This window comes from Sphingomonas sp. 2SG (assembly GCF_005503285.1).
In the GTDB taxonomy this organism is placed as follows: domain Bacteria; phylum Pseudomonadota; class Alphaproteobacteria; order Sphingomonadales; family Sphingomonadaceae; genus Sphingomonas; species Sphingomonas taxi.
Genome location: NZ_SCMZ01000001.1, coordinates 23325 through 47558, shown reverse-complemented (window position 1 = coordinate 47558; position 24234 = coordinate 23325). Strand labels below are relative to the sequence as shown.

Annotated in this window: 20 protein-coding genes; 6 read left to right on the top strand and 14 right to left on the bottom strand. The window is 68.9% G+C overall.

What is annotated here, in order from left to right:
* Window positions 1-128: 128 nt before the first annotated feature.
* Window positions 129-491 carry a thiol-disulfide oxidoreductase DCC family protein gene (locus FFS23_RS00195; protein ID WP_137896926.1) on the top strand — a complete coding sequence of 121 codons (363 nt, stop codon included), beginning with the start codon at window positions 129-131 and terminating at the stop codon, window positions 489-491.
* Between the two features lie 14 nt (window positions 492-505).
* On the opposite strand, the gene FFS23_RS00190 is transcribed toward FFS23_RS00195, so the two are convergent.
* Both FFS23_RS00190 and FFS23_RS00185 read right to left on the bottom strand, forming a co-directional pair.
* Window positions 506-1699 carry a DUF2252 family protein gene (locus FFS23_RS00190; RefSeq protein ID WP_137896925.1) on the bottom strand — a complete coding sequence of 398 codons (1194 nt, stop codon included), beginning with the start codon at window positions 1697-1699 and terminating at the stop codon, window positions 506-508.
* Window positions 1700-1770: 71 nt separating this feature from the next.
* Complete coding sequence (locus tag FFS23_RS00185; RefSeq protein ID WP_171009296.1) at window positions 1771-2457, bottom strand: HAD family hydrolase; 687 nt, start codon at window positions 2455-2457, stop codon at window positions 1771-1773.
* Between the two features lie 151 nt (window positions 2458-2608).
* On the opposite strand from FFS23_RS00185, the gene FFS23_RS00180 reads away from it, so the two are divergent.
* The 3 genes from FFS23_RS00180 (at window position 2609) to FFS23_RS00170 (ending at window position 4652) form a co-directional block, all read left to right on the top strand.
* The gene (locus FFS23_RS00180; protein ID WP_038660502.1) at window positions 2609-2914 is read left to right on the top strand and encodes a hypothetical protein; all 306 of its coding nucleotides are present in this window, start codon (window positions 2609-2611) and stop codon (window positions 2912-2914) included.
* Between the two features lie 29 nt (window positions 2915-2943).
* The gene (locus FFS23_RS00175) at window positions 2944-3573 is read left to right on the top strand and encodes a hypothetical protein (RefSeq protein ID WP_137896923.1); all 630 of its coding nucleotides are present in this window, start codon (window positions 2944-2946) and stop codon (window positions 3571-3573) included.
* Window positions 3574-3725: 152 nt separating this feature from the next.
* Window positions 3726-4652, top strand: coding sequence for an MlaA family lipoprotein (locus FFS23_RS00170; RefSeq protein WP_137896922.1), 927 nt, complete (start codon window positions 3726-3728; stop codon window positions 4650-4652).
* A 14-nt stretch (window positions 4653-4666) separates the two neighbouring features.
* On the opposite strand, the gene FFS23_RS00165 is transcribed toward FFS23_RS00170, so the two are convergent.
* Window positions 4667-5683 (bottom strand): MDR family NADP-dependent oxidoreductase, encoded by a 1017-nt coding sequence (locus FFS23_RS00165; protein ID WP_137896921.1) that lies wholly within the window; start codon window positions 5681-5683, stop codon window positions 4667-4669.
* Here FFS23_RS00165 and FFS23_RS00160 point away from each other — a divergent pair.
* On the top strand, window positions 5673-6419 hold the full coding sequence (locus tag FFS23_RS00160) for a TetR/AcrR family transcriptional regulator (protein WP_212742878.1): 747 nt from the start codon (window positions 5673-5675) through the stop codon (window positions 6417-6419). The genes FFS23_RS00165 and FFS23_RS00160 overlap by 11 nt on opposite strands.
* A gap of 11 nt (window positions 6420-6430) precedes the next feature.
* Here FFS23_RS00160 and FFS23_RS00155 read toward each other — a convergent pair whose 3' ends face one another.
* The 10 genes from FFS23_RS00155 to FFS23_RS19945 all read right to left on the bottom strand — a co-directional run bounded on the left by FFS23_RS00155 (window position 6431) and on the right by FFS23_RS19945 (window position 22271).
* Window positions 6431-7147, bottom strand: coding sequence for a fatty acid desaturase (locus FFS23_RS00155; protein ID WP_137896920.1), 717 nt, complete (start codon window positions 7145-7147; stop codon window positions 6431-6433).
* A complete protein-coding gene (locus FFS23_RS00150) occupies window positions 7144-7611 on the bottom strand; it encodes a sterol desaturase family protein (protein WP_038660516.1) in 468 nt (155 codons plus the stop codon). The genes FFS23_RS00155 and FFS23_RS00150 overlap by 4 nt, the downstream gene beginning before the upstream one ends.
* Window positions 7612-7723: 112 nt before the next feature.
* A complete protein-coding gene (locus FFS23_RS00145; RefSeq protein WP_137896919.1) occupies window positions 7724-10030 on the bottom strand; it encodes a GH92 family glycosyl hydrolase in 2307 nt (768 codons plus the stop codon).
* 238 nt (window positions 10031-10268) lie between these two features.
* On the bottom strand, window positions 10269-11384 hold the full coding sequence (locus tag FFS23_RS00140; protein WP_137896918.1) for a Gfo/Idh/MocA family protein: 1116 nt from the start codon (window positions 11382-11384) through the stop codon (window positions 10269-10271).
* Between the two features lie 94 nt (window positions 11385-11478).
* Window positions 11479-13575 (bottom strand): right-handed parallel beta-helix repeat-containing protein, encoded by a 2097-nt coding sequence (locus FFS23_RS00135; protein ID WP_137896917.1) that lies wholly within the window; start codon window positions 13573-13575, stop codon window positions 11479-11481.
* Window positions 13576-13613: 38 nt separating this feature from the next.
* Window positions 13614-16094 carry a glycoside hydrolase family 9 protein gene (locus FFS23_RS00130; RefSeq protein WP_038660525.1) on the bottom strand — a complete coding sequence of 827 codons (2481 nt, stop codon included), beginning with the start codon at window positions 16092-16094 and terminating at the stop codon, window positions 13614-13616.
* Window positions 16095-16345: 251 nt separating this feature from the next.
* Window positions 16346-17743, bottom strand: coding sequence for an efflux transporter outer membrane subunit (locus tag FFS23_RS00125; RefSeq protein ID WP_137896916.1), 1398 nt, complete (start codon window positions 17741-17743; stop codon window positions 16346-16348).
* Window positions 17730-18905 (bottom strand): efflux RND transporter periplasmic adaptor subunit, encoded by a 1176-nt coding sequence (locus tag FFS23_RS00120; protein ID WP_137896915.1) that lies wholly within the window; start codon window positions 18903-18905, stop codon window positions 17730-17732. Before FFS23_RS00120 ends, FFS23_RS00125 begins: the two co-directional genes overlap by 14 nt.
* The gene (locus FFS23_RS00115; protein WP_137896914.1) at window positions 18898-22098 is read right to left on the bottom strand and encodes an efflux RND transporter permease subunit; all 3201 of its coding nucleotides are present in this window, start codon (window positions 22096-22098) and stop codon (window positions 18898-18900) included. The genes FFS23_RS00120 and FFS23_RS00115 overlap by 8 nt, the downstream gene beginning before the upstream one ends.
* Window positions 22095-22271, bottom strand: a complete 177-nt coding sequence (locus FFS23_RS19945; RefSeq protein WP_171009295.1) for a hypothetical protein — start codon at window positions 22269-22271, stop codon at window positions 22095-22097. Before FFS23_RS19945 ends, FFS23_RS00115 begins: the two co-directional genes overlap by 4 nt.
* Here FFS23_RS19945 and FFS23_RS00110 point away from each other — a divergent pair.
* Window positions 22270-23184 carry a LysR substrate-binding domain-containing protein gene (locus FFS23_RS00110; protein ID WP_137896913.1) on the top strand — a complete coding sequence of 305 codons (915 nt, stop codon included), beginning with the start codon at window positions 22270-22272 and terminating at the stop codon, window positions 23182-23184. The two genes, FFS23_RS19945 and FFS23_RS00110, sit on opposite strands and share 2 nt — an antisense overlap.
* Here FFS23_RS00110 and FFS23_RS00105 read toward each other — a convergent pair.
* Window positions 23166-24233 (bottom strand): NAD(P)H-dependent flavin oxidoreductase, encoded by a 1068-nt coding sequence (locus FFS23_RS00105; protein WP_137896912.1) that lies wholly within the window; start codon window positions 24231-24233, stop codon window positions 23166-23168. The genes FFS23_RS00110 and FFS23_RS00105 overlap by 19 nt on opposite strands.
* Window position 24234 lies beyond the last annotated feature (1 nt).

The following is a 24234-nucleotide window of genomic DNA, read 5'->3' as shown; positions in this document are numbered from 1 at the left end:
ACTAAGCCTTTAAAGGCGTCCCCCACCTCCCCCGTCATGACGGACATGATCCGGCATGACGGGGCGTTTTTGAACGCCGGCGTCCCGCGGCCGGAGGAACGACGCGACGCCCGAGCCATTGAGGGGGAATGACACCCCCCATTCCCGCTACCGGCGTCACCGTCTGGCATGACGGCAATTGTCCGTTATGCCGGCGGGAGATCGCGTTGATGCGCCGGCTCGACCGTCGCGGCGCGATCACCTTCGTCGATGCGGCCGACACCGACAGCATCTGCCCGATCGACCGCGGCGCGCTGCTCGACCGGTTCCACGCCAGCGAGAACGGCACCTTGCTCTCCGGCGCAGCCGCTTTCGCCGCGATGTGGCGTGCGATCCCGCTGCTGCGCCCACTCGGCCTGCTCGCCCGCCGGCCGCTGGCGTTGCGGGTCATGGAACGGGCGTATCGCCGCTTCCTGCGTATCCGCCCCCGGCTCCAGCGCCTGCTCCGGTGATCCGAAGGGCGCCGTCAGGCGCCCATCGCATATTGCCGGCAATGGTTGAGATAGCCCGCCTCGTGCAGCCCGGACAGCGCGACGACGCTTTCCCATAGCCAGCCCGGCGCGTCGATCGCGCCGCGCCGGTCGGCATCGAGCACCCGCGTCCAATCGGCGCGCTCGTCCCGGCTGAGCTGCCGCGCATGCGCCTTGCCGACGACGAAGGCGAGATAATGCGCCGCCTTCACCGCCTGGCCGGCACTGAACTGCTCGACCTCGAGCTTCAGATCCTGCGGCGAGAGTTCGCGCACGAACAGCGACCGGTCGAGCATCCGCGCCGCGACCATCCGGCTGCCGAGATGCGGCGACAGCGCACGTGCCGCGGTCACCACCCGCACCGCCTGATCGGCCGGCATCGTCGCGCCCCGCGCCGCCGGTGCGATCGGCGCGGTCGCTTCCTTGAGGTCGATCAGCGCGTAATCCGACCGGCCCTTGGCGTTCTTCAATCCGGCGAGCGCCGCGAAGCGCAACAGGCCGAGCGAGCTGCACCCCTTCATCCAATAGGCCGCATCGACCAGCCGCACCGCGCGATCGCGATCCTTGTCGTCGAGCGCGAGGACCAGTGCGGTGACGTCGGGCTCGGCGAGCACCGCCGCGAGCGCGCCGCGCTCCTCGCCGTCGAGCGGCCAGAATTTGTCGCCGAGCGGGATCGTCGGCTCCTCGGTACGCAACCGCTCCTTGGCGAGATGGCGCCAGCGCCGACCGAGCGCGCGCCGCCTGACGCTGCGCACCACCTCGGGTTCGGGGCCGCTGTCGTCGCCGCCGGGATCGCGCATTGCCCGCGCATAGCCGGTCACCATCTCCTCGATCATATGCGCGGTCGTGACGCCGGGCAGGTCGGAGCCGCGCGCCGCGGTCGCCAGCGACAGGCCGAGGCGGATGAGGTCGTGCGCGGGATTGCCGATCACCGCCTGGTCGAGGTCGCGGATCTGGATCGCGATCCGTCCGTCGCCGTCGTTGATCGGCCCGAGGTTGCCGAGGTGGCAATCGCCGCAGATCCAGATCGCCGGTCCTTCGGGCACGTGCCGCGACGCTCGCGACTCCGCCAGCCATTCGTAGAATTTGACCGTGTTACCCCGGACATAGGCATGGGTCGAACGCGCCATCTTCAACTTGCGCTTGGCTTCGAGGATGGCGCCGCGTTCGGCGGGACGGGGTGTCGGCATCGATGTCCTTCGGATCAGCAATACTATGTAACGCGCGCTGACCCATATGGGTTACATCGGACCGGCGAATTTCAGGCGGTCGGGTTACCGGCGCCGAGCGGTGACGCCGCATAATCGGCCAGCAACGCGGCGGCATCGTCGTAGATCGCCACCGCACCGGCGCGCGTCAGCACCGCATCGGGGAAGCCGCCGGAGCGCACCGCGACCGCGGCCATGCCGCATTTCGCCGCCGCCTCGATGTCATAGGGGGTGTCGCCGACGACGATCACCTCGTCGGGAGCCAGCCCGTCGAGCTTGGCGAGCGCGGTGGCGAAGATGTCCGGCGCCGGCTTGGTCTGTTCGACGTCGTCGCCGCTGGTCGTCTCGCCGACGAGCGCGCGGGCATCGAGCAGCCCGAGATAATGGTCGAGCTCTTCGCCCGACGCGGATGAGGCGAGCACGACCTGCTGGCCGTTGCCATGAGCGTGCGCGAGCAGCGCCCGCGCATCGGCGAAGGGTTTGGCGCGATCGAGATACTTGGTCTTGAACGCCGCGCCGTGGGCGTCGCCGAGCTTCTCGACCGCGTCGTCGTCGAGATCGGGAAGCAGCGTCGGCACCAAATTGTCCGTGCCCTTGCCGATCTGGTCGTGGATCGTCTGCCGGTCGAAGCGGGCGCCGATCCCGGCGAAGGCCTCTTCCCAGGCGAGCACGTGGAAATCATTGCTGTCGACCAGCGTGCCGTCGATGTCGAAGAGGATGGCCTTGATCTGCTTGGGCATGAAGCGTCCGATGATTGGGGAAAAAATCGGCGGCGCGATCGGCCACCTCGTCCCACCGCCAACCAGCGATCGAGCGCTAACGTTCCTTTTCAGGGGCTTGTCCCCTTTTCTCGGTGCCGCGCGTTGGCCGGCATCTGAAGAGGAGACGTCCATGTTTCGTTATGTGATCGCGGCAACCGCCATGACCCTGTTCGCTGGCGGTGCCGTCGCGCAGACCGCCCAGACCGGCTCGCACAACCCCGCCGTGAAGAATGGCGCGCCGCACACGATCGCCGCCCCCGCGAAGGGCGCGAACTCCTTCACCGAGGATCAGGCACGCGGCCGTCTCGCCAAGGCCGGCTATACCGGCATCACCAAGCTGACCAAGCGCGACGGCCTTTGGCAGGGCACCGCGATGAAGGCCGGCAAGCGCGCGACCGTCATGCTCGACTACAAGGGCAACGTCACCAGCCGCTGATCGAGCCCATTGTTTCCAGGAGAGATTTCATGACCCAGACCATCACGCGCCTGTTCGACGATTATGCCGACGCGACCAATGCGATCCGCGAGCTCGAAGCGATCGGCGTCCCCCACGACCATCTCAGCATCGTCGCCAGCAATGCCGACAAGCGCCACGGCGAGCACGTCGACCAGGACGATGACAGCATCAACGATCATGGCGACGTCAGCCGCGGCGTATCGACCGGCGCCGTGCTCGGCGGTGCCGGCGGTCTGCTCGCCGGTCTCGGCCTGCTCGCCATTCCCGGCCTTGGCCCGATCGTCGCGGCCGGCTGGCTCGCCGCGACCGCAGCCGGTGCCGGCATCGGCGCGGCAGGCGGCGCAGCGACCGGCAGCATCGTCGGCGCGCTCAAGAACGCCGGCCATGACGAGAATGACGCGCACGTCTATGCCGAGGGCGTCCGTCGCGGCGGTTCGTTGGTCAGCGCCAAGGTACCCGAAGAGCTGGTGAGCGAAGCGGAAGCCGCGCTCGAGCGCAATCGCTCGGTCGACGCGCAGAGCCGCGGCGCGAGCTATCGCGAGTCCGGCTGGACCAGCTTCGACGACACCGCCCCGGCCTATACCGCCGACGAGGTGCATGAGGAGCGCGCGCGCTACACGACCGGCTCGCGCCTCTAATAACCCCGCCGCTCCCGCCGACAACGGGCGGGAGCGGTACTTTTTGCGCAGATCGTCACGCGCCCTGCCGCTTCTTGGTGGCTTGTTAAGTCCGGCTGTGGTTGATCGTCCTTCGTCCGCCTACAATTGTCGAAAGCGGCTGATGGGGTGGTATGCTGAGCCTAGTGTTGTGGACGACGGTATCGGCACTGGCCCCTGCGCCCGTGATGCAGGACGTCGCCCTCCCCGCTGATCCCGTCGCGGCCCCGCTGATCGCGCCCCTGCCCGTCCAGACCGCGGTGCCGGCACCCGAGCCTGCGCAGGACACCCGCCGCGTCGAGCCGACGATCACCGATTCCGCCGACATCGTCGTCACCGCACGGGAGAATTCCGCCAAGATCGATCCGCTGCGCGCGCTCAACGAGCGCTCGTTCGAGGCGACGCAGGCCGTCGACAAGGCGCTCGTCGCGCCGATCGCGCGCGCCTATAAGAAGACCGCGCCCAAGCCGTTCCGCGACGGCGTCCACAATGTGCTCTACAATCTGCGCGAGCCGGTCGTGTTCATCAATTTCCTGCTCCAGCACAAGATCGGCAAGGCGGTCGAGACGGTCGGCCGTTTCGGGATCAACACGACGATCGGCCTGCTCGGCGCCTTCGACATCGCCAAGCGCAAGCCCTTCAAACTTCCCCGCCGCGGCAACGGCTTCGCCGATACGCTCGGCTTCTACGGCGTGCCGCCGGGACCGTTCATGTTCCTGCCGCTGGTCGGCCCGACGACGGTGCGCGACCTGATCGGCGGCGGCGTCGACCGGCTCGTCTTGCCGATCGCCGCGGGCCGCCGCGTGACCAGGCCCGCCTTCGTCATCCCCGCCGCGGTACTCGGCGTGCTCGATCACCGGTCGGAGTTCGACGACACGCTGCGCACGCTGCACGAAGACGCCGCCGATCCCTACGCCAACACCCGCACCTTCTACCTGCAGCGCCGCCAGGCCGAGATCGACCATCTCCGCGGCCGCGGTACCGGCAGTTCGAGCCCGATGTCCGAAGCGCCCAAGGCCCCGATCGACGAGCGCGGCCGCGAGGTGAAGACGACGCCGTGAGGCGGTCACTCTTGCTATAGCGCGACGATGACGACGCCGCGCAGCCGCCCTTCGCAGGCATCGTGCAGAGCTTGCGGCGCAGCGTCCAAGCCCGCCACCATCGTCCGGGCGAAGTGGAGCCCGGCGTCGCGCTGCCACGCGATCCATTCGGCGAAGGCGGCGATGTCGCGATCGGCACTATAGCCGCGCAGCGTGATGTCCTTGAGGATGAGCTGGAACGAGTCGAGCGCCGCGGGAGCGACGATGCTGGCGCCCTGCCGGTCCAGTTCCGCGGTCAACGCACCGAGCAGCACGAAGCGCGCGCCCTCACGCGCGGCGCCGACCGCGGCGACGAGGTGGTCGCCGCCCACCATGTCGACGAAGACATCGATGCCGTCGGGCGCCGCGGCCGCCAGCTGGTCGGCGAGCGGGCCGCCGTTGCGCAGCACCGCCGCATCGTAGCCGAGGTCGGCGCGCATCCAGTCCGCCTTGTCGCGGCTCCCGGTACTGCCGATCACCCGCGCCGCGCCGAGCCGCCGCGCGATCTGGCCGGCCATCGATCCGATCGCGCCGGCGGCGCTCGACACGAAGACGGTGTCGCCGGGGCGGATCCGGATACCGCGGGTCAGCGCCGCATAGGCCGTCCAGCCATGGCCGAGATAGGCCGCGGGTTCGATCGGCCCGCGTCCCAGCGCCACGCACTGCCCGACCGGCACGACGGCATGGTCCCGCCAGCCGAACGGATGCGAGACGAATTCGCCGACCACAAAGCCGCTGCCGGGCGGACAGGCAAGCACCTCACCGATCGCACCGTCCGCCAGCGTATCGCCGGGGCTGAGCGCCGGGAAAGGTATCCCCTCGACCGCCTGCGCGTCGCGATCGGCCATCAGCCGCGTCGAGATCGAAACCCGGAACCAGCGATTGCGCACGACGACGTCCGTCGGCCCCGGTGCCGGCAATTGCGTTTCCGCGATCACGAGATCGGACGGCTGGATCATCGCCTCCGGGTGGCGCGCAAGGCGTACCTGACGGCATTTCGGCATGCTGGTCATTCGCGGCTCCTCGATCATCGGCGCGATCAAACCCGCGCCCGTGAAACCGAATTACCGATATGACTGGTGGTCAGTCAATACGCGGAGCTCTTCTCTTGCTCTCGGTTTCGCGGCAGGGATCGTCGCCTGCACCATCATGGGAGCCGACGTGGCGAGTAAACCCCGCACCAAGCCTGCCGATCAACGGCGCGACGATCTGATGAACGCTGCCGAGCGCCTGTTCCTCGACCAGGGCGTCGCCGCGACGACGATCGAGCAGATCACCTCCGGGGCGGGTGTGGCGAAAGGCAGCTTCTATCTGCATTTCACCGCCAAAGAGGATGTCGTCGCGGCGTTACGCCTTCGCTTCGCCGAGCGCGTCGGCGGCATCATCACCAGCGCGGTCGATCGCGTCGCCATGGATGACTGCAGCGAACGGCTGGCCACCTGGCTGACCGCTTGTGCGGAGGGCTATGCGACGTTCGCCTCGTTGCATGACATGGTGTTCCGCGATGTCCCGCCGCCGACAAACGCCGGTCTGGCCGACAATCCGTTGATCGACGGTCTGACGCAACTGCTCGCCGCCGGCGACGCTGCGGGAGCATGGCGGCTCGAAGACCCGCGGTTCACCGCCATCTTCCTGTTCAACGCGCTGCATGGCGTGATCCTCGACGCCGGCCGATATGGCGGCAGCGACGCGCTCGCCCGTCGTATCGTCGATCACGGTTTCCGGCTCGTCGGTCTGCCGTCGGGATAGCCCCTTGCCGGTCAGCCGCGCTTGATGCGCGGGAGCTGCCACCACGGGGTCTGCGGGCTGAGGTGATGCTCGTGGTGATAGGCGCCGAAGTGGAAGCAGGTCGCCAGGGAGGCGAGCGGCGACAACGAATTGCTGCGGGCATTGTGCGTGTCGGCGAACGGCGTCTCGCCGTGACGGTGGGGCAGATAGGTGCCGAACAGGAACAATTGCGCCAGCGCGAGCAGCGCCGGCACCGCCCAGAACAGCACGATGTTGAGCAGCGACGCGCCGAGCAGCATGTAGACAATGGCCGCCAGCGTGATCCGCAGGATCTGGCCGTGGGTGTAATAGCCGCGGAAGAAATGGACGAACCACGGCAGCGCGCGGCGCGGCGCGGCGGCGTGGAAGTCGGGATCGTGCTCAGTGCCGGGCGCGGCGTGATGCGCGTGGTGCATCGGGTAGAGCGCGCGATAGGACAGGCCGGCATAGGCGCCGAGGCACAAGGTGCCGACGACGACGTTCCACGCCCGGCGTCCGGGGGCGAACGAGCCGTGCATGCAATCGTGCGCGACGATGAAGAGGCCGGTGCTCAGCCACGCCTGCACCACGATCAGCAGCAATGCGACCGGCACCGTGGCGGCGCGCCACTGCCAGAAGAAGATGCCGCCGATATGGATGGCGAGCCAGGCCGCGCCGATCGCGGCGGCGAGCAGCAGGCTGTGGCGCGTATTGCCCCGATCGGGGCTCATCGCCCGACGCGATCGGCGAGCTTGCGCTTCAGCTTCGCCGGATCGGGGGCGAACAGGAAGCCGAAGCTGACGCCGCCTTCCTTGCCCTTCACCGCATGGTGCAGCCGGTGCGCCTGCAACAGCCGCTTGGAATAGCCGCGCCGCGGCACCCAGCGCATGCCGAACCGCTGGTGGACCATCATGTCGTGGACGAAGGCGTAGATACCGCCATAGACGGTGATGCCCAGCGCCGCCCACCACAACGGCTCCCAGCGCAGGCCGACGACGAACAAGGTGACGACGATCACCGCAAAGGTGATCGCGTAGAGATCGTTCTTTTCGAACGCGCCCTCGTGCGGCTCGTGATGCGACCGGTGCCAACCCCAGCCCCAGCCGTGCATGACATATTTGTGCGTCGCCCAGGCGAAACACTCCATGAACAGCACCATGCCGACAACCACGGCCAGCTTCTCGTACCAGGCCACCGCCTACTCCTATCGCGTCCGAGCCATCACTCGGGGAGGACGACGTCTCCAGTATCTATGCCATAACCGCGGTCAAACAAGGCCGTAGTGGCCCGTCGCCGCCGCCCTGCCGTCACCGCGCGGTCATCGAGAAGGGCCGTGCCGCCCGCCCGGTCGCCCAGCCTTTGTTCGGGACCGCCGCCATCGTGAAGCGCAATTCGCCGCCCGCCCGCAACTCCGCGTCGCGCAGATAGCTGCGCGCCAGCGGCACGCCGTTCAACGTCACCGCAGCGATATAGCGGTTGGTCGTCGACAAGCCGTCGGCGACGACGACGAAGCTTTTGCCGTCGGGCAGGTTGAGCGTCGCGCGATCGACGAACGGCCGGCCGATGACATATTCGTTCGACCCCGGCGCGACCGGATAGAAGCCGAGCGCGGTGAAGACGAGCCACGCCGACATCTGGCCGAGATCGTCGTTGCCCGCCAGACCGTCCGGCGTCGGCTTGTATTGCGACGCGACGATCTGCGCGAGCCGCTCCTGCGTCCGCCACGGCGCCCCGGCGTAGTCGTAGAGATAGGCGACGTGATGGCTGGGTTCGTTGCCGTGGATATATTGGCCGATCAGCCCGGCGATATCCTCGGCATGGCTATAGTCGAGCTTCGAATTGTCATAGTCGAACATCGCATCGAGCTTGGCGATCGCCTTGGCGTCGCCGCCCAGCAGGCGGAACAGCCCAGCCTGATCCTGCGGCATGAACCAGCTATATTGCCAGGCATTGCCCTCGGTATAATCCGAGCCGTAGTTGATCGCGGTGGGATCGAAGGGCGTGCGGAACGCGCCGCTCGACAGGCGCGCGCGCAGCCAGCCGGTCTTGGTGTCGAAGCTGTTGCGCCAGTTGGCGGCGCGTTTCTCGAAGCGCGCGGCGATCGCGTCGCGCCCCATCGCCCGCGCCATTCGTGCGATCGTCCAGTCGTCATAGGCATATTCGACCGTCTTCGACGCGGCCTCGGGCTCCTTGTCGATCGGCACATAGCCGCGCGCCATATAGTCGCCGAGCCCGCCATAGGGGGCATAGTCTGCGCTCGCGACCATCGCGTCGAGCGCCGCATCGGCGTCGAAGCCGCGGATGCCCTTGAGATAGGCGTCGGCGATCACCGGCGCGGCATGATAGCCGATCATCGTCCAGGTCTCGCGCCCGGCGAATTGCCATACCGGCAGGATGCCGTCGGGACTGAACCGGCGGCTGGCGACGAGCGATCGCACGACGTCGACCGTGGTCTGCGTCGGCTGGACCAGCGTCAGCAGCGGATGCTCGGCACGGAACGTATCCCACAGCGAGAAGGTCGAACGGAAGGTGAAGCCGTCGGCGCGATGCACCTGGTCGTCCGGCCCGCGATAGCGACCGTCGGCATCGCTCCATACGCTCGGCGCGAGCAGGGCATGGTAGAGCGCGGTATAGACGGTGCGGCGCATCGGCGCGGGGGCGGCGATCTCGACCGCGCCGAGCGCCTGCGTCCACGCGGCGGCGGTGCGCGCGCGGATCGCGTCGAAGCCGCCCGCCTCGGCCTCGAGATTGGCGACGGCGCCGGCTTCGTCGACGCCGGACAGCGCCACCTTCACCTCCAGCGGGGCGGCGAGCGTACCGAAATCGAGCCGCGCCTCCAGTGCCTTGCCGAGTTTCTCGGCGACCGCCTCGCTGCCCCGGCCCGGCCCCTGAAAGCCTTTGTAGGTCACCGCGGCGTCGCGATCGACGAAGCCATGGCCGGTCAGCGGTGCGGAGAAGCGCATCGCGAAATAGAGCTTGCGGCCCGGCGCCCAGCCGCGCGTCTCGCGAAAGCCGGTCAGCGTGCCGTCGGGGCGCAGGTGCAGCCCCGACCACAGGATCTTGCCGGGATAATTGTAGAGCGACGAGCGCAGGTCGATGACCAGATGCGCGGGCGTGCCGGCGGGGAAAGTGTAGCGGTGGACGCCGGTGCGGGTGCCGGCGGTCAGCTCGGCACGGATGCCGCCGTCGGCAAGCGTCACCGCATAATAGCCGGGCCGCGCCGTCTCGCTGGCGTGATCGAAGCGCGAGCGATAGCCCGAGCCGGGCTTCGCCGGATCGCCCGGATCGAGCCGTACCGTCCCCGCCTGTGGCGCGACCAGCACATCGCCGAGGTCGGAATGGCCGGCACCGGAGAAATGGGTGTGGCTGAACCCCTGGATCGTCGGATCCTCGTAACGATAGCCGGCGGCGTGGCCGTAGCAGGCGCGGATCTCGCAGCCGGTATCGGTGTCGGGGGACAGCTGGACCATGCCGAACGGCGCGGTCGCGCCGGGGAAGGTATGGCCCTCCCCCGCCGTCCCGATCATCGGATCGACCGCGTCGATCGGCGCCCCCGCGCTCTGTGCGAAAGCGGGGCCGGACAGGAGCAGGGCGAGAAGGAAAGCGTTGCGCATGCAGCGAGTTAAGCAGGTGTCGCGCGACGGGGAAAGGCTTCGGATGCAGTTACGTCGCCGACCCGGCGGGGCTGAGCGCGAAGGGTTTCGCGCTGACCCATCCCAGAATACCCCGTCACCCCGGACTCGTTCCGGGGTCCACGGTTGCGCAGGAGCAACGCCTTCCGCTCCTGCGGGTCGGTGGATGCCGGAACGAGTCCGGCATGACGGGTGGATGGACGGGCGCCGCCCGCCCCGCCTACGCCGACTGCGGGATAATGCTGATCATGTCGTCCTCGCCCGGCTCCTTGGCGGGCTTGAGCTTGAGCGCCTGATCGGGCTCGACATGGCGGCTGCGCGTCATCGGCTCCAGCGTCACCGTCTCGCCGGTTTCGAGCGAGCGTTCGACCGCGGCCAGCACGCGCATGTCGAGCAGGCCTTCCTCGCCATCCGCCTCGGGATGCGCGTCGTTGAGGATGCAGTCCGAGAAATACTGCGTCTCGTTGCCGAATTGCTCGACGGGATCGAACTTATGCTCCTTGCTGCCCTCGCTGGTCTTCTCGACGTAGCGGATGCCGATCTTCGGGCCGAACATGAAGCTCGGCGAGGCATGGATGCTCGCCTTGGTGCCGACCAGTTCGAAGAATTCCGACGAAGCGGTGGCGTAGCTTACCGTGAATTGCGCGACGCGTTCACCGGGGAAGCGCAGCGTCACCGCGACCGTGTCGTGGAAGTTGAAGCCGCGGTCGGGCGTCTTGGTGCCGACGGCGTGGACCGCGATCGGCTCCAGCCCAAACAGGTTACGCACCGCGTTGAGCGGATAGGTGCCCATGTCCGGCACCGGCCCGCCCCAATAGCCGTTGTGGCCGCGCGAATTGGCCTCGGCGACGTTCTGCGCGAAGGCCGAGACGAAGCTGCGCAGTTCGCCGAATTCGTTGTTGCGTGCGCGGGTGATCATCTCGACCGTGCCGGGTTCGTGGTGCAGGCGATAGGCGATCATCAGCTTCGCACCGCGGGTCTTCTGCGCGGCGAGGATCTGTTCGGCCTCCGCGACGCTCGACGCCATCGGCTTTTCGAGCAGGACGTGGATGCCCGCCTCGAGCGCCGGCACCGCATATTGCATGTGGAGGAAATTGGGCGTCGCGATGTACACCGCATCGATCTCGCCCGAGGCGAGCAGTTCGGCATATTGCTCGTAGGTCCACGCCTTGATGCCGTAGAGCTTGGCGAGCTTGTCGGCCTTCACCGGATAGCCGGTGACAAGCGCCACCAGTTCCGAATTGTTCGTGCGCGCGACGCCCGGCATGAACGCCTGCTGCGAGATCTGGCCGCCGCCGACGACGGCGTAGCGCACCTTCTTGGTGTGTCCGAACATGTTTCGGCCTTTCTAGTCGATCAAAGGGGATGCCGGCACGAACGAAGCGCTCTTGCGATCGTTGCACCGCACCATCCCTTCGCCAGACGGGCAGTCAGGGACGCCGCGGCTCGGGTTGCACCCCGCTGTCGGCGATCACCTTGCGCGCCGCCTCCGGCCAGGCATCGCCGACGATGGCGACGTTCTGCTCGGCGACGTTGTTCAGATAGTCGGTCCAATTCCCCTGCAGCCGGCCGGAATTGTACCAATTGCCGATCGCGCGATTGTCCATCGCGGTGCGCTTGGGCGCGATATGATCCTGCGTGTTGAGGTTGAGCCAGACGCCCCCCACCCGGTCGACGACGTTGCCGCGCACCGTGACGTAGCGCGATCCCTCGTCCAGATAGATGGCGATGCCGCCCGAGCCGGCGATGTCGGATACGTAATTCCCCGCGATCAGCGCGCCGGGATCGGCGGAGAGATGATAGATCGCGCCGCCGTCGGGGAACCATTGCTTAACCCGCGACACGCGGTTGCCGACGATCACCGTGTCGCGCAGCGTCGTCGGCGTATCGTAGATGCGGTTGCCGGGCGCGTCATAATAGCCGCGCTGCGCGCGCCAATATTCGGCGCTGCCGCCCGGATCGTTGGTCCCCCAGCCCCAGCCGACGTCGATCCCGTCATAGGGCGCATCGGACACGTCGTTGTTCATGATGACGGTGCCGGAGGCGTAGGTGACGAGGATCGCGGATTGCTCCTTATAATCGCGCGAGACGCCGCTGATCCGGTTGTTGCGGATCAGGATGTCGCGCAGCCCCATCTCGGGCCGGGCGGGATGATGCGCGTCGGGCTGGACGCCGCCGACCATGATCGCTCCGCCGGCGAGATCGTCGAAGCGGCTGCGCGTCACCTCGATCGCGCTGGTACCGAGACCGACTCCGGCGGCATTGGCGTCGGCGTTGTTGCCGATGCCGAGCGCGACCTGTCCGAGCTGTGCGAACCGGTCGTCGTCGAAGATGATGCGGCTCGCCGCGGCGACCTGCACCGCGGCGGGCTGCTGGTGGAAGCGGTTGCGCATCGCCTCGAACGGGCGGCAGCCCCAACTGCAATCGCGGATGGGATCGCCGGGATAATCGGGCAGTTCGCCGGCGAGATAGGAGCCGCTCTGCTGGCTCGCATAGCCCTCCGGCCCGGCGGGCTGCCGCCAGCTCGTGTCGCGGAAGTCCAGCCCGCGAAACTGAAGGTCGCGCACCGGTCGATCGTAGCTGCCGGCGATCGACAGCAGATGGTCGAGCCGCGGCAGCACCACCGCGATCCGGTCCATCGCCTCACCCGCGCGCGGCTTGTAATAGAGGCGCCCGGCAGCGGGATCGGCGTAGAACTGGCCCGGCTCCCGCAGGAAGGCGAGCGCATTGACGAGGAACATGCGCGCCACCTCCGCGGAGACCGGACGCGCGAACGTGTCGTAGCCGACCAGATTGTTGCGCCAGCCGGGCTGCTGCATCACGATCCGGTCGCCCTCGATCCGCTCGACCATCGCGTGGCGGTGAGTGAACCAGCTCATCCCTTCCACCGCGATGCGGCGCTGGTCGGGCAGTTGCGCGAGCGTCCGCCACGCCGGGTCGGTGATCGTCAGTCCCCACGGCGCGAACGTCACCGCCGCCCGCGGGATCTCGATCGCCGCGCGTTGCGCGAGCCGGCCGCCGACGCTGAGTTGCAAGGGATCGCTGCCCGGCGGGATCGGCGCCGCCCAGATGCCACGCTTGCGATCCGCCAGCCGCCAGCCCTCGACCGGCACGCCGCCCGACAGCGTCGGATAGGCGCCCGCCGCCCCCTCCCAGCGGACGGTGAAGCCGTTCTGCCCGCCGTCGTCGGCCGTAAAGCGCAGCGGCGCCGCCAGCCGATAGGTGCCGGCGGCGATCCGCACGGTGACGTCATGGTCTTTGTTGCGCTGCTGCACCGCCGCCTGCGCCCGCGTCAGGCTGGCGAACGGCCGCGCGGCCGACCCGTCGCCGTCGTCCGACCCCTCGGGCGCCACGTGGAGGACGATCGGCACCGGATCGGGCCGGTTGGGGATGACGATCCGGTGCGGCCCGGTTTGGGTGGCAGGCGGCGCGACCCGCGGCAGCACCGGCCCGGCGGGCAGTTGCGCGGCCGCCGGTATGGCCGTGAGGACGACGGCCGCGACCGTCAGCGCCCGATACTGCCGCATCTCGTCTCCTCGCCGCGTCCCGTTGCCAGCCCCTGCCCTCACTGCGTCTCGGCGGCGACCGCCATCGCCGCGCGCGCGGCGAGGATGTAGGCGGAGGTGGTGCTGACGGTATATTCGTTCTCGAACCACAGGAACGGCCAGTCGACCTTCGCCTCGGGATAGTCGGGTTTGACGATCAGCACGCCCGGCACCATCCCGCCTGGGATGAAGCTATAGTCGGCGCGATTGTGGCCATAGCCGATCAACTTCGACGCGGTGCCGACGGTCGAGACCAGCGACAGGTTGTTCGCCGGATGCCGCCCGAGCACGTAATCGATCGCATTCAGCGTGTAGGCGGTGCCGACGATCTCGGGGAACGCCTTGTGCAACAGGTACATGGTCGTGCCGAAGCTGACCACCTGGTTGGAGCCCGCCCAGGTGCCGTCGGCGATCGGCACGCCGAACGGATTGTTGGTCATGCCGCCGTCCGCCTTGGCCTTCATGTCCTGCACCAGCGGCACGAGGGCGGCGCGATAGTCCGCGCCCATCAGCGGAATGGCGCGCACCGCGGCACCGGCAAGCCACGGGAAGTTCTGCCGGATCACCGGCTGCAACTGGCGCAGCCGGTCGGCATAGACGCGATCGCCGCGGCTGGTCAGCAGCAGCTCGACGGTGGCGACGACGTTCGCGGCCTCGGCCGAACGCGGCGACGACGAATCGTCGCGCCCGTCGCCGGCCTTGACCACCCCGCCCTGCTGCTTGCTCCACAACGCCTTGGCCGCGGCGAGCGCCTCCGCCGCCATCTTCGGATCGCTCGCGGCGAGCGCCCGGCTGGCGGCGGCGAGCGCACCGGCCACCGCGAGGTTGTTGGCAGGCAGATCGGTGGTGAACGCCCAGCGATCGTCGGGCGTCCCCGACGCACCGCCCTTGATCTCCTCCGCGCCGAGCCTGGCGTCGTAGAGGCGATTGTCGGTCTGCGATCCGGCATCGCCGAGATGGGCATATTGGCGCAGCGCCGGATCGACGATGCCGACGATCGCGTGGCCGAACACCTTGTATTGCGCGAGCAATTGCAGCGTGCCGTGACGGATCTGCTGCACCGCGTCCTCGACGCCGTCGGGCTTGCGGATCTCGACCTTGCGGGCCGCCTCGTCGATGCTCGTCTCGTCCCAGTCGAGGCCGAACAATTCACGCGCCCAGACGAGGTCGCGCGTCACCGCCGCATTCTCCGGCGTCTGGATGTCGTAATCGCCGGCATCCTGCCAGCCGCCGACCGCGAGGCCGGGAATGTGCTGACCGGCCTTGAACGGCGAATCGAGGTTCGGCCCCATCTTGTAGCCGTCGAAATGGGTGATGTTCGGCGGCGCCTGCCGCGCGTCGTCGAGATGCGAGGGCGCCGACCAGACGCGATATTGCTCGCGGATGCCGACGTGATCCATCTGTTCGGCGATGAACGTGTCAAGCGAGGTCTGCCAGATCCGCTGATAGGCGTCGGCGGCGATGCGGAACGGGTTGGTCGTCTGCCCGGCATAGCTGATCGCATACAGGCCGGGCTCGCGCACCGACGAGAAGTCGAAGGCGGCATAATCGTAGCGCGTCCAGTGGCCGCGCGACTGCACCTTGGCGCGGAACACCGATTGCTTGCCGCCGTCCGCGGTGAGCCGGACCAGTTCCGCCTCGCCCGGCGCCTTGAAATTGGGATCGAGCTCGATCAGCGCGACCTTGGGCCGCCCCGGCGTGTAGCCGGCCTGGTTGAACGAGACGACCGGCTGGCGCGTCCAGTTCTTCACCACGTTCGGCCGGACGTGCCAGACGATCGCATTCTCCTTCGCGCCGGCGGCGATCAGCGAACGGACGACGAACCAGCCGTTCTGCGCGCGCGCGCGGGCGTCGTACAGATCGATCGGCCCGGTGTCGGAGGTGATGCTGACCCGCGTCAGCGGGTCCTCGGGTGCGAGCGTGATCGTCTTGGTAGCGCTCCCGAGCGGCAGCGGATCGCCGGATCCGTCCTTGGCCATCGGCCCCGTCGGATGGCGCGGGAACAGCCCCGGCGCGGCATCGACGAGATAGGTCTTGCCGAAATAGGCGGTCGGCAGGAAATCGAGATTGAACCCCGCCTTGCCGGCGAGGCTGGCCGGCAGTGGCTGATCGAGATCGACCGCGATGCGGAAGCCGCCAGGTTCGGCGGTGACCTTGACGCTATAGGACAGCTTCTGCTGCGTGTAGGCGGAGCGCACGACCAACTGATTGGGTTCGCTGCCGCGCGTCCGGCCGACGAAGGCGGGGACCGGCGCCCATTGCTCGGGCGTACGGTCGAGCCGCACGGCGCCGTCGGTGGCGATGCGCTCGCCGTGCAGCACCATCTGGATGCCGGCGTTCTTCTCGTCGAAGAAGATCGGACTGAAGTGGTTCTGGTCGACGATGACCGTCAGCCCCTGCGTCTCCAGCGTCTCCGACGGCGTGACGGTAAGCGATTGCGCGTGGACCGCGCCGGCAATGACGCCGATGCTCACCGAACCGAGCAAGGCATTCCAGATCATTCGTGCCACAAGCATCCCTCCAGATGTCGAGCCGGTCTTGCGCCGGCAGATCGTTATGTCTTTGTTTTCACAGACCTATCGATAGCGCTACCATCCGGCAATGCGGCGATTGAGAAAAATACCAGTGCGTTTCGCCTCGACGGCGCGGCGGCTCGGCATGGCGGCCCGGTTCGGAGTTCAAGGCGCTCCGCGATGCGAGTGCCGCGGAGCGTGGGGGCGATGGGGCGGATCGATAGGTCGGTCGGTCCGGGTCAATATGCGCCGCCCAGCGCGCGGATCGTGTCGGTCGCGGTCTGCAACTGGCGGCTGCGCAGGTCGAGCAGCGCGCGCTGCGCGTCGAGCGCGGCGGTCTGCGCGGTGACGACATCGAGATAGTCCGCGGCACCGTCGCGATAGCGCGTCAGCGCGGAATCGCGGGTGCGCGCCGCGGCGTCGGCCGCGACATGCTGATCCTTCTCCTGCGCGGCGAGCAGGCGCTGGGCGGACAGGTCGTCCTCGACCTCGCGGAACGCATCGAGCACGGTCTGGCGATAGGTCGCGACGGTCTCATCATAGTCGGCACGGGCGATGCGGACGCCCGCGCGACGCCGGCCGCCGTCGAACACCGCCAGCGCCGCCGACACCGGGCCGAGCGCCCAGAAGGTGTTGGAGGCGCTGAACAAGGCGCCGGTCGCCGCCTGGAAGCCGCCCGACGCGCCGAGCGTCAGCGACGGGAACAGCGCCGCGCGGGCGACGCCGATCCGCGCATTGGCGGCGGCGACACGGCGCTCGGCCGCGGCGATATCGGGGCGGCGCTCGACCAACGTCGAGGGCAGGCCGGCGGGGATCGCCGGCGGTGCGAGCTGGCGATCGACCACCGCGATCGTCACCTCCGCGGGCGGGCGGCCGATGAGGACGGCGATCGCATGCTCGTCGCGCTGGCGGGCGATCGCCACCGACGACAATTCCGCCCGTGCGCTCGACAATTGGCTCTGCGCGCGGCTGACGTCGATGCCCGAGGCGATGCCGCCGCTGTGGCGCGTGTCGGTGAGGCGGAAGGCGCGCTCGAACGCGGTCACCGTCTCGCGCAGCAGCACGATCCGCGCGTCGAGCCCACGCATGTCGAAATAAGCGGTGGCGAGTTGCGCCTGCAAGCCGAGCCGCAGCCCGGCGACATCGGCCTCGCTGGCCTGCGCGGCGGCGGTGCTGGCGCGGATCGAATTGCGCACCCGGCCGAATAGATCGACCTCGTAATCGAGCGAAGGGCCGACCGTCGCCACCGTATAGGTCGCGGCGGAATCGGTCGGCGACAGCGGCCGTCCCGCCGAGACGCGCTGGCGCCCCGCCGATGCGCCGACGCCGATCTCGGGATACAGATCGGACCGGGCCTGACGGACCAGCCCGCGCGCCTGTTCGTAGCGCGCCGTGGCGGCGGCGAGATCGAAATTGCCCCCCGCGACCTGCTCTTCGAGGCCGTCGAGCGTCGCATCGCCGAACGCCTGCCACCATTTGCCCGCAGGCGGCACCGCGGTGCCCGCCGTCTGCCAACCCGCCGCTTCCTTGAATGCGGGCGGCGTCGCCGCGGTCGGCCGGTGATAGTCGGGCGCCGTCGAACAGGCGGCCATCGCCAGCGCGGCGGCGGCGGCGAAGAGGCTCCTAGTGTTTGGCATCGACCGGCGCCTTGGCTGTCCCCGTCACGCGTACCGAATCACCCTCGGCGAGCGAATCGGGCGGGTTGTCGATCACGTCGTCACCCCGGTTCAGCCCGGCGCTGACCTCGACCGTCGCGCCACGGTCCTGACCGATCGTGATCGTGCGCAGATGCGCGCGACGGTCGGCACCGACGATCGCGACCTGCGTGCCTTTCTGGCCGATGATCAGCGCACTCGCCGGCAGCGTCAGCGCATTGCCGCCGCTCGCCAGCGGGAAGCTCGCCTGCGCATAGGCGCCGGGCTTGAGCGCGCGATCGGGATTGGCCGCCTGCACCTCGACAAGCACCGTCCCTGACGCGGGATCGACCGCATCTGCGGTGCGCGTCAGCTCGGCGTCGAAGCGGCGGCCGGGATATTCGGGCAGCGCCAGCGTGACGTGCTGGCCGCGATGGACCTGCGCCGAATAACTCTGCGGCACGCGGACATAGGCGCGGATGCGGCTGACATCGGCGACGGTGAACAGCGGCGTCGATCCCGCGGTGCCGGCGGTGACCAAGGCGCCGACATCGGTGGCGCGGCTCGTCACCACCCCGGCGAAGGGCGCGACCAGCCGCGTGAACCCCTGGGTGAAGCGCAGCTGCGACACGTCGGCGCGCGCCGCCTCGGCGACCGCGGTCTTGGCGGCGAGATCGCCGATCTTCTCGTCGGTCTCCTGTTTCGAGACCGCATCCTCGGCGAGCATCGTCCGCCAGCGCGTCGCGGTGGAGGCGGCGAGCTGGCGATTGGCTTGCGCGGTCTGCAGGTTGGCGCGCGCGGCGGCGAGCTGCTGGTCGACCTCCGGCGCGTCGAGCACCGCGAGCACCTGCCCCGCCCGCACGGGATCGCCGATATCGACGTACCAGCGCCGGACGTAACCGCTGGTGCGCGCGAAGATCGGCGCGCTGTTGAGCGCCTGCAACGCCGCCGGCAGCGACAGATTGCCCTGCGTCGTCGCCGCTGCCGGATGCAGCACGGTGACCGCCGGCGTCGATTGCGCGTCGGTCCAGCTCGCGAGCCGATGCTCCGCGCGCGAGCGGATCGCGATGCCGGCCCCGGCGACGCCGACCGCGAGCAACGCCGCGCCGATCACGATCGGGCGCAGCGGCTTGCCGGCGCGCTGCACGGCCTCCTGCTCAGCCATGGACTTCCTCCAGACGATTTGCCTCGGGTGCGGCGGCCGCGGCGCGGCGGCGGTGCACGAGGCTGAAGATGACGGGTACGAACAACAAGGTGGCGAAGGTCGCGACGACCAGCCCGCCGATCACCGCGCGGCCGAGCGGCGCATTCTGCTCGCCGCCCTCGCCCAGTCCCAGCGCCATCGGCAGCATGCCGATGATCATCGCCAGCGCGGTCATCAGCACCGGGCGGAAGCGGGTCATCCCCGCCTCCAGCGCCGCCGCGGTCGCATCGCCCAGGTCCGCGAGCCGTTCGCGCGCGAAGCTGACGACGAGGATCGCATTGGCGGTGGCGACGCCCATGCACATGATCGCGCCGGTCAGCGCCGGTACCGACAGCGTCGTGCCGGTGACGAACAGCATCCACACGATCCCGGCGAGCGCGCCGGGCAGCGCGGTGATGATCACGAAGGGGTCGAGCCAGCTCTGGAAATTGACGACGATCAGCAGGTAGATCAGCAGCACCGCGCCGATCAGCCCGAAGCCGAGGCCGGAGAAGGCGCTGTTCATCGTCGCATATTGGCCGCGCAGCGTCACCGTCGCGCCCTTGGGCGCCTGATCGTTCAGCGAGGCGAGGACCGCGTTGATATCGGCCGACACCGCGCCGAGATCGCGGTCGTTGGGGGTCGCGAAGATGTCGACCACCGGCGCGATGTTATAGTGCGAGATCACCGCCGCGGCGGTGCTGCGCCGGATCGTGCCCAGCCCGCCGAGCACCTGCGCCGGCCCCGCGCTGCCCGACACCGGGATGTTCGACAGATCGTCGATCGAGCCGACGCGATATTCCGGTGCCTGCGCGACGACCGGGTAGGACACGCCGTTTTCTGGGTTGAGGAAGAACACCGGCGCGGTCTGCGACGTGCCGGCGAGCGAGTTGGCGACGCTGGTGGTGACGTCGCGCTCGGTCAAGCCGTATTGGCCTATACGGCTGCGATCGACCGCGACGTCGAGCTGCGGATAGCGCGCCGATTGCTGGATGCGCGCGTCCGCGACGCCGGGGATCGCCTGGATGCGGCGCAGGATCAGCCGCGCATAAGCGGCATTGGCCGCCGCATCCTTGCCCGCCACCTGGATATCGATCGGCGCCGGCGCGCCGAAGTTGAGGATCTGGCTGGTGATGTCGGCAGGCAGGAACGAGAAGGTCGCGCCGGGGAAGTCGCGCGGCAGCTGCTCACGCAAGCGGCGGACGTAATCCGCGGTCGGCGCGTGATCCTCGGCGAGCTGGATCAATATGTCGCCGTCCTGCGGTCCGACCGTACCCGAATTGTTGTAGGTCGTGTTGATCGAGCTGACCGGCAGGCCGATGTTGTCGACCACCGAGACGAGCTCGTTCGCCGGAATGATCTGGCGGATGCGGCGCGCGATCCGGTCGAACTGCGCCGACGTGTCCTCGATACGGCTGCCGACCGGCGCGCGGACGTGCAGCGCCATCTGTCCGGCATCGACCGCCGGGAAGAAGTTCTGGCCGAGGAACGGCACCAGCAGGAACGACAGCAAGGTCACCGCGAGGAAGCCGATCACGAACGGCCGCGGCGTCGCCAATGCGCGTTCGAGCAGCCCGCCGTAGCGCGTGCGGATCGCCTCGAACCGCGCCTCGAACCCACGCTGGAAGCGGACCAGCGGGTTGCGCGTCTGCGGCGTGCCGGCGCTATGCTGGTCGTGGTCGTCGCCGCTGCCGTGCGGGCGCAGCAGGTACATCGCCATCGTCGGCACCAAGGTGCGCGACAGGATGAAGCTGGCGATCATCGCGAACACCACCGCCAGCGCCAGCGGCACGAACAGGAAGCCGGCGACCCCCGGCAGGAAGAACATCGGTACGAAGACGATGCAGATGCAGAGCAGGGAGACGAAGGCGGGCGTGACGATCTGCGCGGCGCCGTCGAGGATCGCGGTCCGCACCGGCTTGCCCTGTTCGAGATGCCAGTTGATGTTCTCGATCGTCACCGTCGCATCGTCGACGAGGATGCCGACCGCGAGGCTGAGGCCGCCCAACGTCATCGTGTTGAGCGTATTGCCGGTGATCGCCAGGCCGATGATCGCGGCGAGGATCGCCAGCGGGATCGAGATCGCGATGATGACGGTCGAGCGCCACGAGCCGAGGAACAGCAGGATCATCAGGCTGGTCAGCGCGGCGGCGATCGCGCCTTCCTTGACCACGCCTTCCACCGCCGCCTTCACGAACAACGACTGGTCGCCGATCGGCACGATCTTGAGCCCGGGCGGCAGCGTCTCCTCCAGCTTGGGGAGCGCGTCCTTGATCCCCTGCACGATCGCCAGCGTCGAGGTCGCGCCGTTCTTCAGCACGGTCATGATGACGGAGCGCGCGCCGTCGACGTGGACGACGTTGGTCTGCGGCGCGGAGCCGTCGCGGACGTGTGCGACGTCGCGCATGTAGATGGTCGCGCCGCCGACGACCTTGATCGGCAAATTGTTCAGTTCCTCGACGCTGCCCGGCGCGTTGTTGAGCCGCACCGCATATTGAAAGCCGCCGATCTTGGCGAAGCCCGCCGGGTTGATCTGGTTCTGCGCGGCGATGGCATTGCCGACGTCCTGCGCCGACAGCCCCTTCGACTGCAGCGCCTGGGGATCGAGATCGATCTGAACCTGCCGCTGCCGCCCGCCCGAGGGATAGGGGATCGCCGCGCCCGGCACCGTCACCAGGCCGGGGCGGATCTGGTTGCTGGCCAGATCGAACATCTGCCCCTCCGACAGGCCCTTGCCCGACAGCGCGAGCTGGACGATCGGCACGGTCGAGGCGCTGTAGTTGAGCACCAGAGGCGGGGTGATGCCGGGCGGGAGCTGCTTGAGCACGGTCTGCGAGACCGAGGTCACCTGCGCGGTGGCGGTGCGGATGTCGGCGCCGGGCTGGAAATAGATCTTCACCACGCCGATGCCGGGCAGCGACTGGCTTTCGATATGATCGATGCCGTTGACCGTGGTGGTCAGCACGCGTTCGAACGGGGTGATGATCCGTCCCGACATCTCGTCCGGCGACAGGCCGCTATATTGCCACGCGGTGGCGATCACCGGCACGCGGATGTCCGGGAAGATGTCGACCGGGGTGCGCAGTGCGGCGAGCACGCCGACGATGCCGATCACGATCGCCATCACCACGAAGGTGAGCGGGCGCGCCAGCGCGGTGCGGACGAGACCGATCATGGCCGACCCTGCGCCGGGGCGGCGGGCATTCTCAACGCAGCGTGGGACACGACCTGCTCCATCGGCTTCGAACCGCAGCGCAACCCTTGCTGCACCGCAGCGATTGCGCGGTTAACCATGCGCTTGTCCAATATCGGTTTACGCCGGATCGAGACGTAGTAGATATGGATCATGGAACTTCGCCATCTCCGATATTTCATCCAGGTCGCCTCCGATCTGCATTTCGCGCGGGCGGCGACGCGGCTCGGCATCTCGCAGCCGCCGCTCAGCCAGCAGATCCGCCAGCTCGAAGAAGAGATCGGCGTGCGATTGTTCGAGCGAACCAGCCGCCGCGTCGCGCTGACCCCCGCGGGCACATTGTTCCTCGACGCCGCGCGCGAGACGATCCGCCAGGCCGATCGTGCGGTGGAGATCGCCCGCCGGGCGGCGCGCGGCGACATCGGCGCGCTGAGCATCGGCTTCAATCCGTCGGCACCGTTCATCCCGCCGGTCGCGCTGGCGATCAACGCCTACCGCCGCACCTATCCCGACGTGCAATTGTCGCTGACCGAGATGGGCGCGCCCGACCAGATCACCGCGGTGGAGAGCCGCGCGCTCGACATCGGCTTCGTCCGCCACTTCGGGCCGCCGGCGCTGCCCGAGGGGGTCGCGGCGACACGCCTGCTCAGTGAGGGGCTGTTCGTCGCGATGCGCGCCGATCACCCGCTCGCGACGCGCAGTGCGCTGCGGCTGACGGATATCGCCGGTGAGCCGATGGTCGTCTACGGTCGCGACCGCAGCGGCTGTTTCAGCGACCGCATCTTCGCGATGATCCGCGAGGGCGGCGGCGAGCCGGTGGTCGCGCAGCGCGTCGGCGAAGCCTCGACCCTGCTCGGCCTCGTCGCCGCGGGGGTCGGCGTGACGATCGTCGCCGCGTCGCTATGCGCCTTGCAGTCGACCGGCCTCACCTATCTGCCGCTGCTCGACCCGCAGGCGCGCACCGACATGTGGCTGATCCACCACCGCCAGTCCGCCACATTGCCCTGCCGCCATTTCATCGCGATCGTCGAGGAAGGCCTCGCCGCGGATCACGCCGTGGCGGCGTAAGCTGCGCGGCACGCCTGCAATTCCGCCCGCAGCGTGGCGACCAGCGCCGCCGCCGGCATCGGCCGTGCCAGCGGCGCACCCTGCCCGGCCCATTGCGCGCCGAAGCCGTGCTCGCCCCGCGCCCGCGCCGCGGCATGCAACGCCTTTCCGGCATCATAGGCGATGGGGTAATCGGGCGGCCGCCGATCGGTGACGAGCGCGGTGAAGCGATTGGCCAGCGCCCGCGCCGGCCGCCCCGAAACCGCCGCGGTCATCCGCGTGTGATAGGCCCCCGGCCCCGCCAGCGCCGCCCGATAGGCGTCGTCCGCCGCCGATTCAGGGCAGCCGATGAACGCGGTGCCGAGTTGCGCCGCGAGCGCACCGAGATCGAGCCCCGCGGCGATCCCGGCGCCGTCCATAATCCCGCCCGCCGCGATCACCGGCAGACGCGTCTCGCGCACCAGCAGCCGGGTCAGCGCGACCGTGCCAAGTTCGTCGTCGGGCGCCGCGGGGTCGAAGATGCCGCGATGCCCGCCGGCCTCGATCCCCTGTGCGACGACGGCGTCGATCCCCGCCGTCTCGATCGCCCGCGCCTCGGCGAGGCTCGTCGCGGTCGCGAGCAGCACGATGCCGCGCCCCCGCAACGCGGCGATCGCCTCCGCCGAAGGCAGGCCGAAGTGGAAGCTGACCACCGGCGGCGCCACCTCCAGCAACATCGCGAGCATCCCGGGATCGTCGGCGAAGCTGCGGTAGATCGTCCGCAGCGTCGCCGGCGGCGTCGCCCCGAATTCGGCGAACAACGGCGCGAGCGCCGCCAGCCATGCCGCCTCGCGCGCCGGATCGGCCCGCGGCGTGCGATGGACGAACAGATTGACGTTGAACGGCCGCCCGGTCGCTGCCCGCACCGCCGCGATCATCGCGCGCGCGCGCGCGGCATCGGTCGCGCCGACGCCGATCGACCCCATCGCTCCCGCCTCGCACACCGCCGCAGCCAGTGCCGGCGTCGACACGCCCGCCATCGGCGCCTGGATCAGCGGCACCGAACATCCGAACCGATCGAACCACGTCATG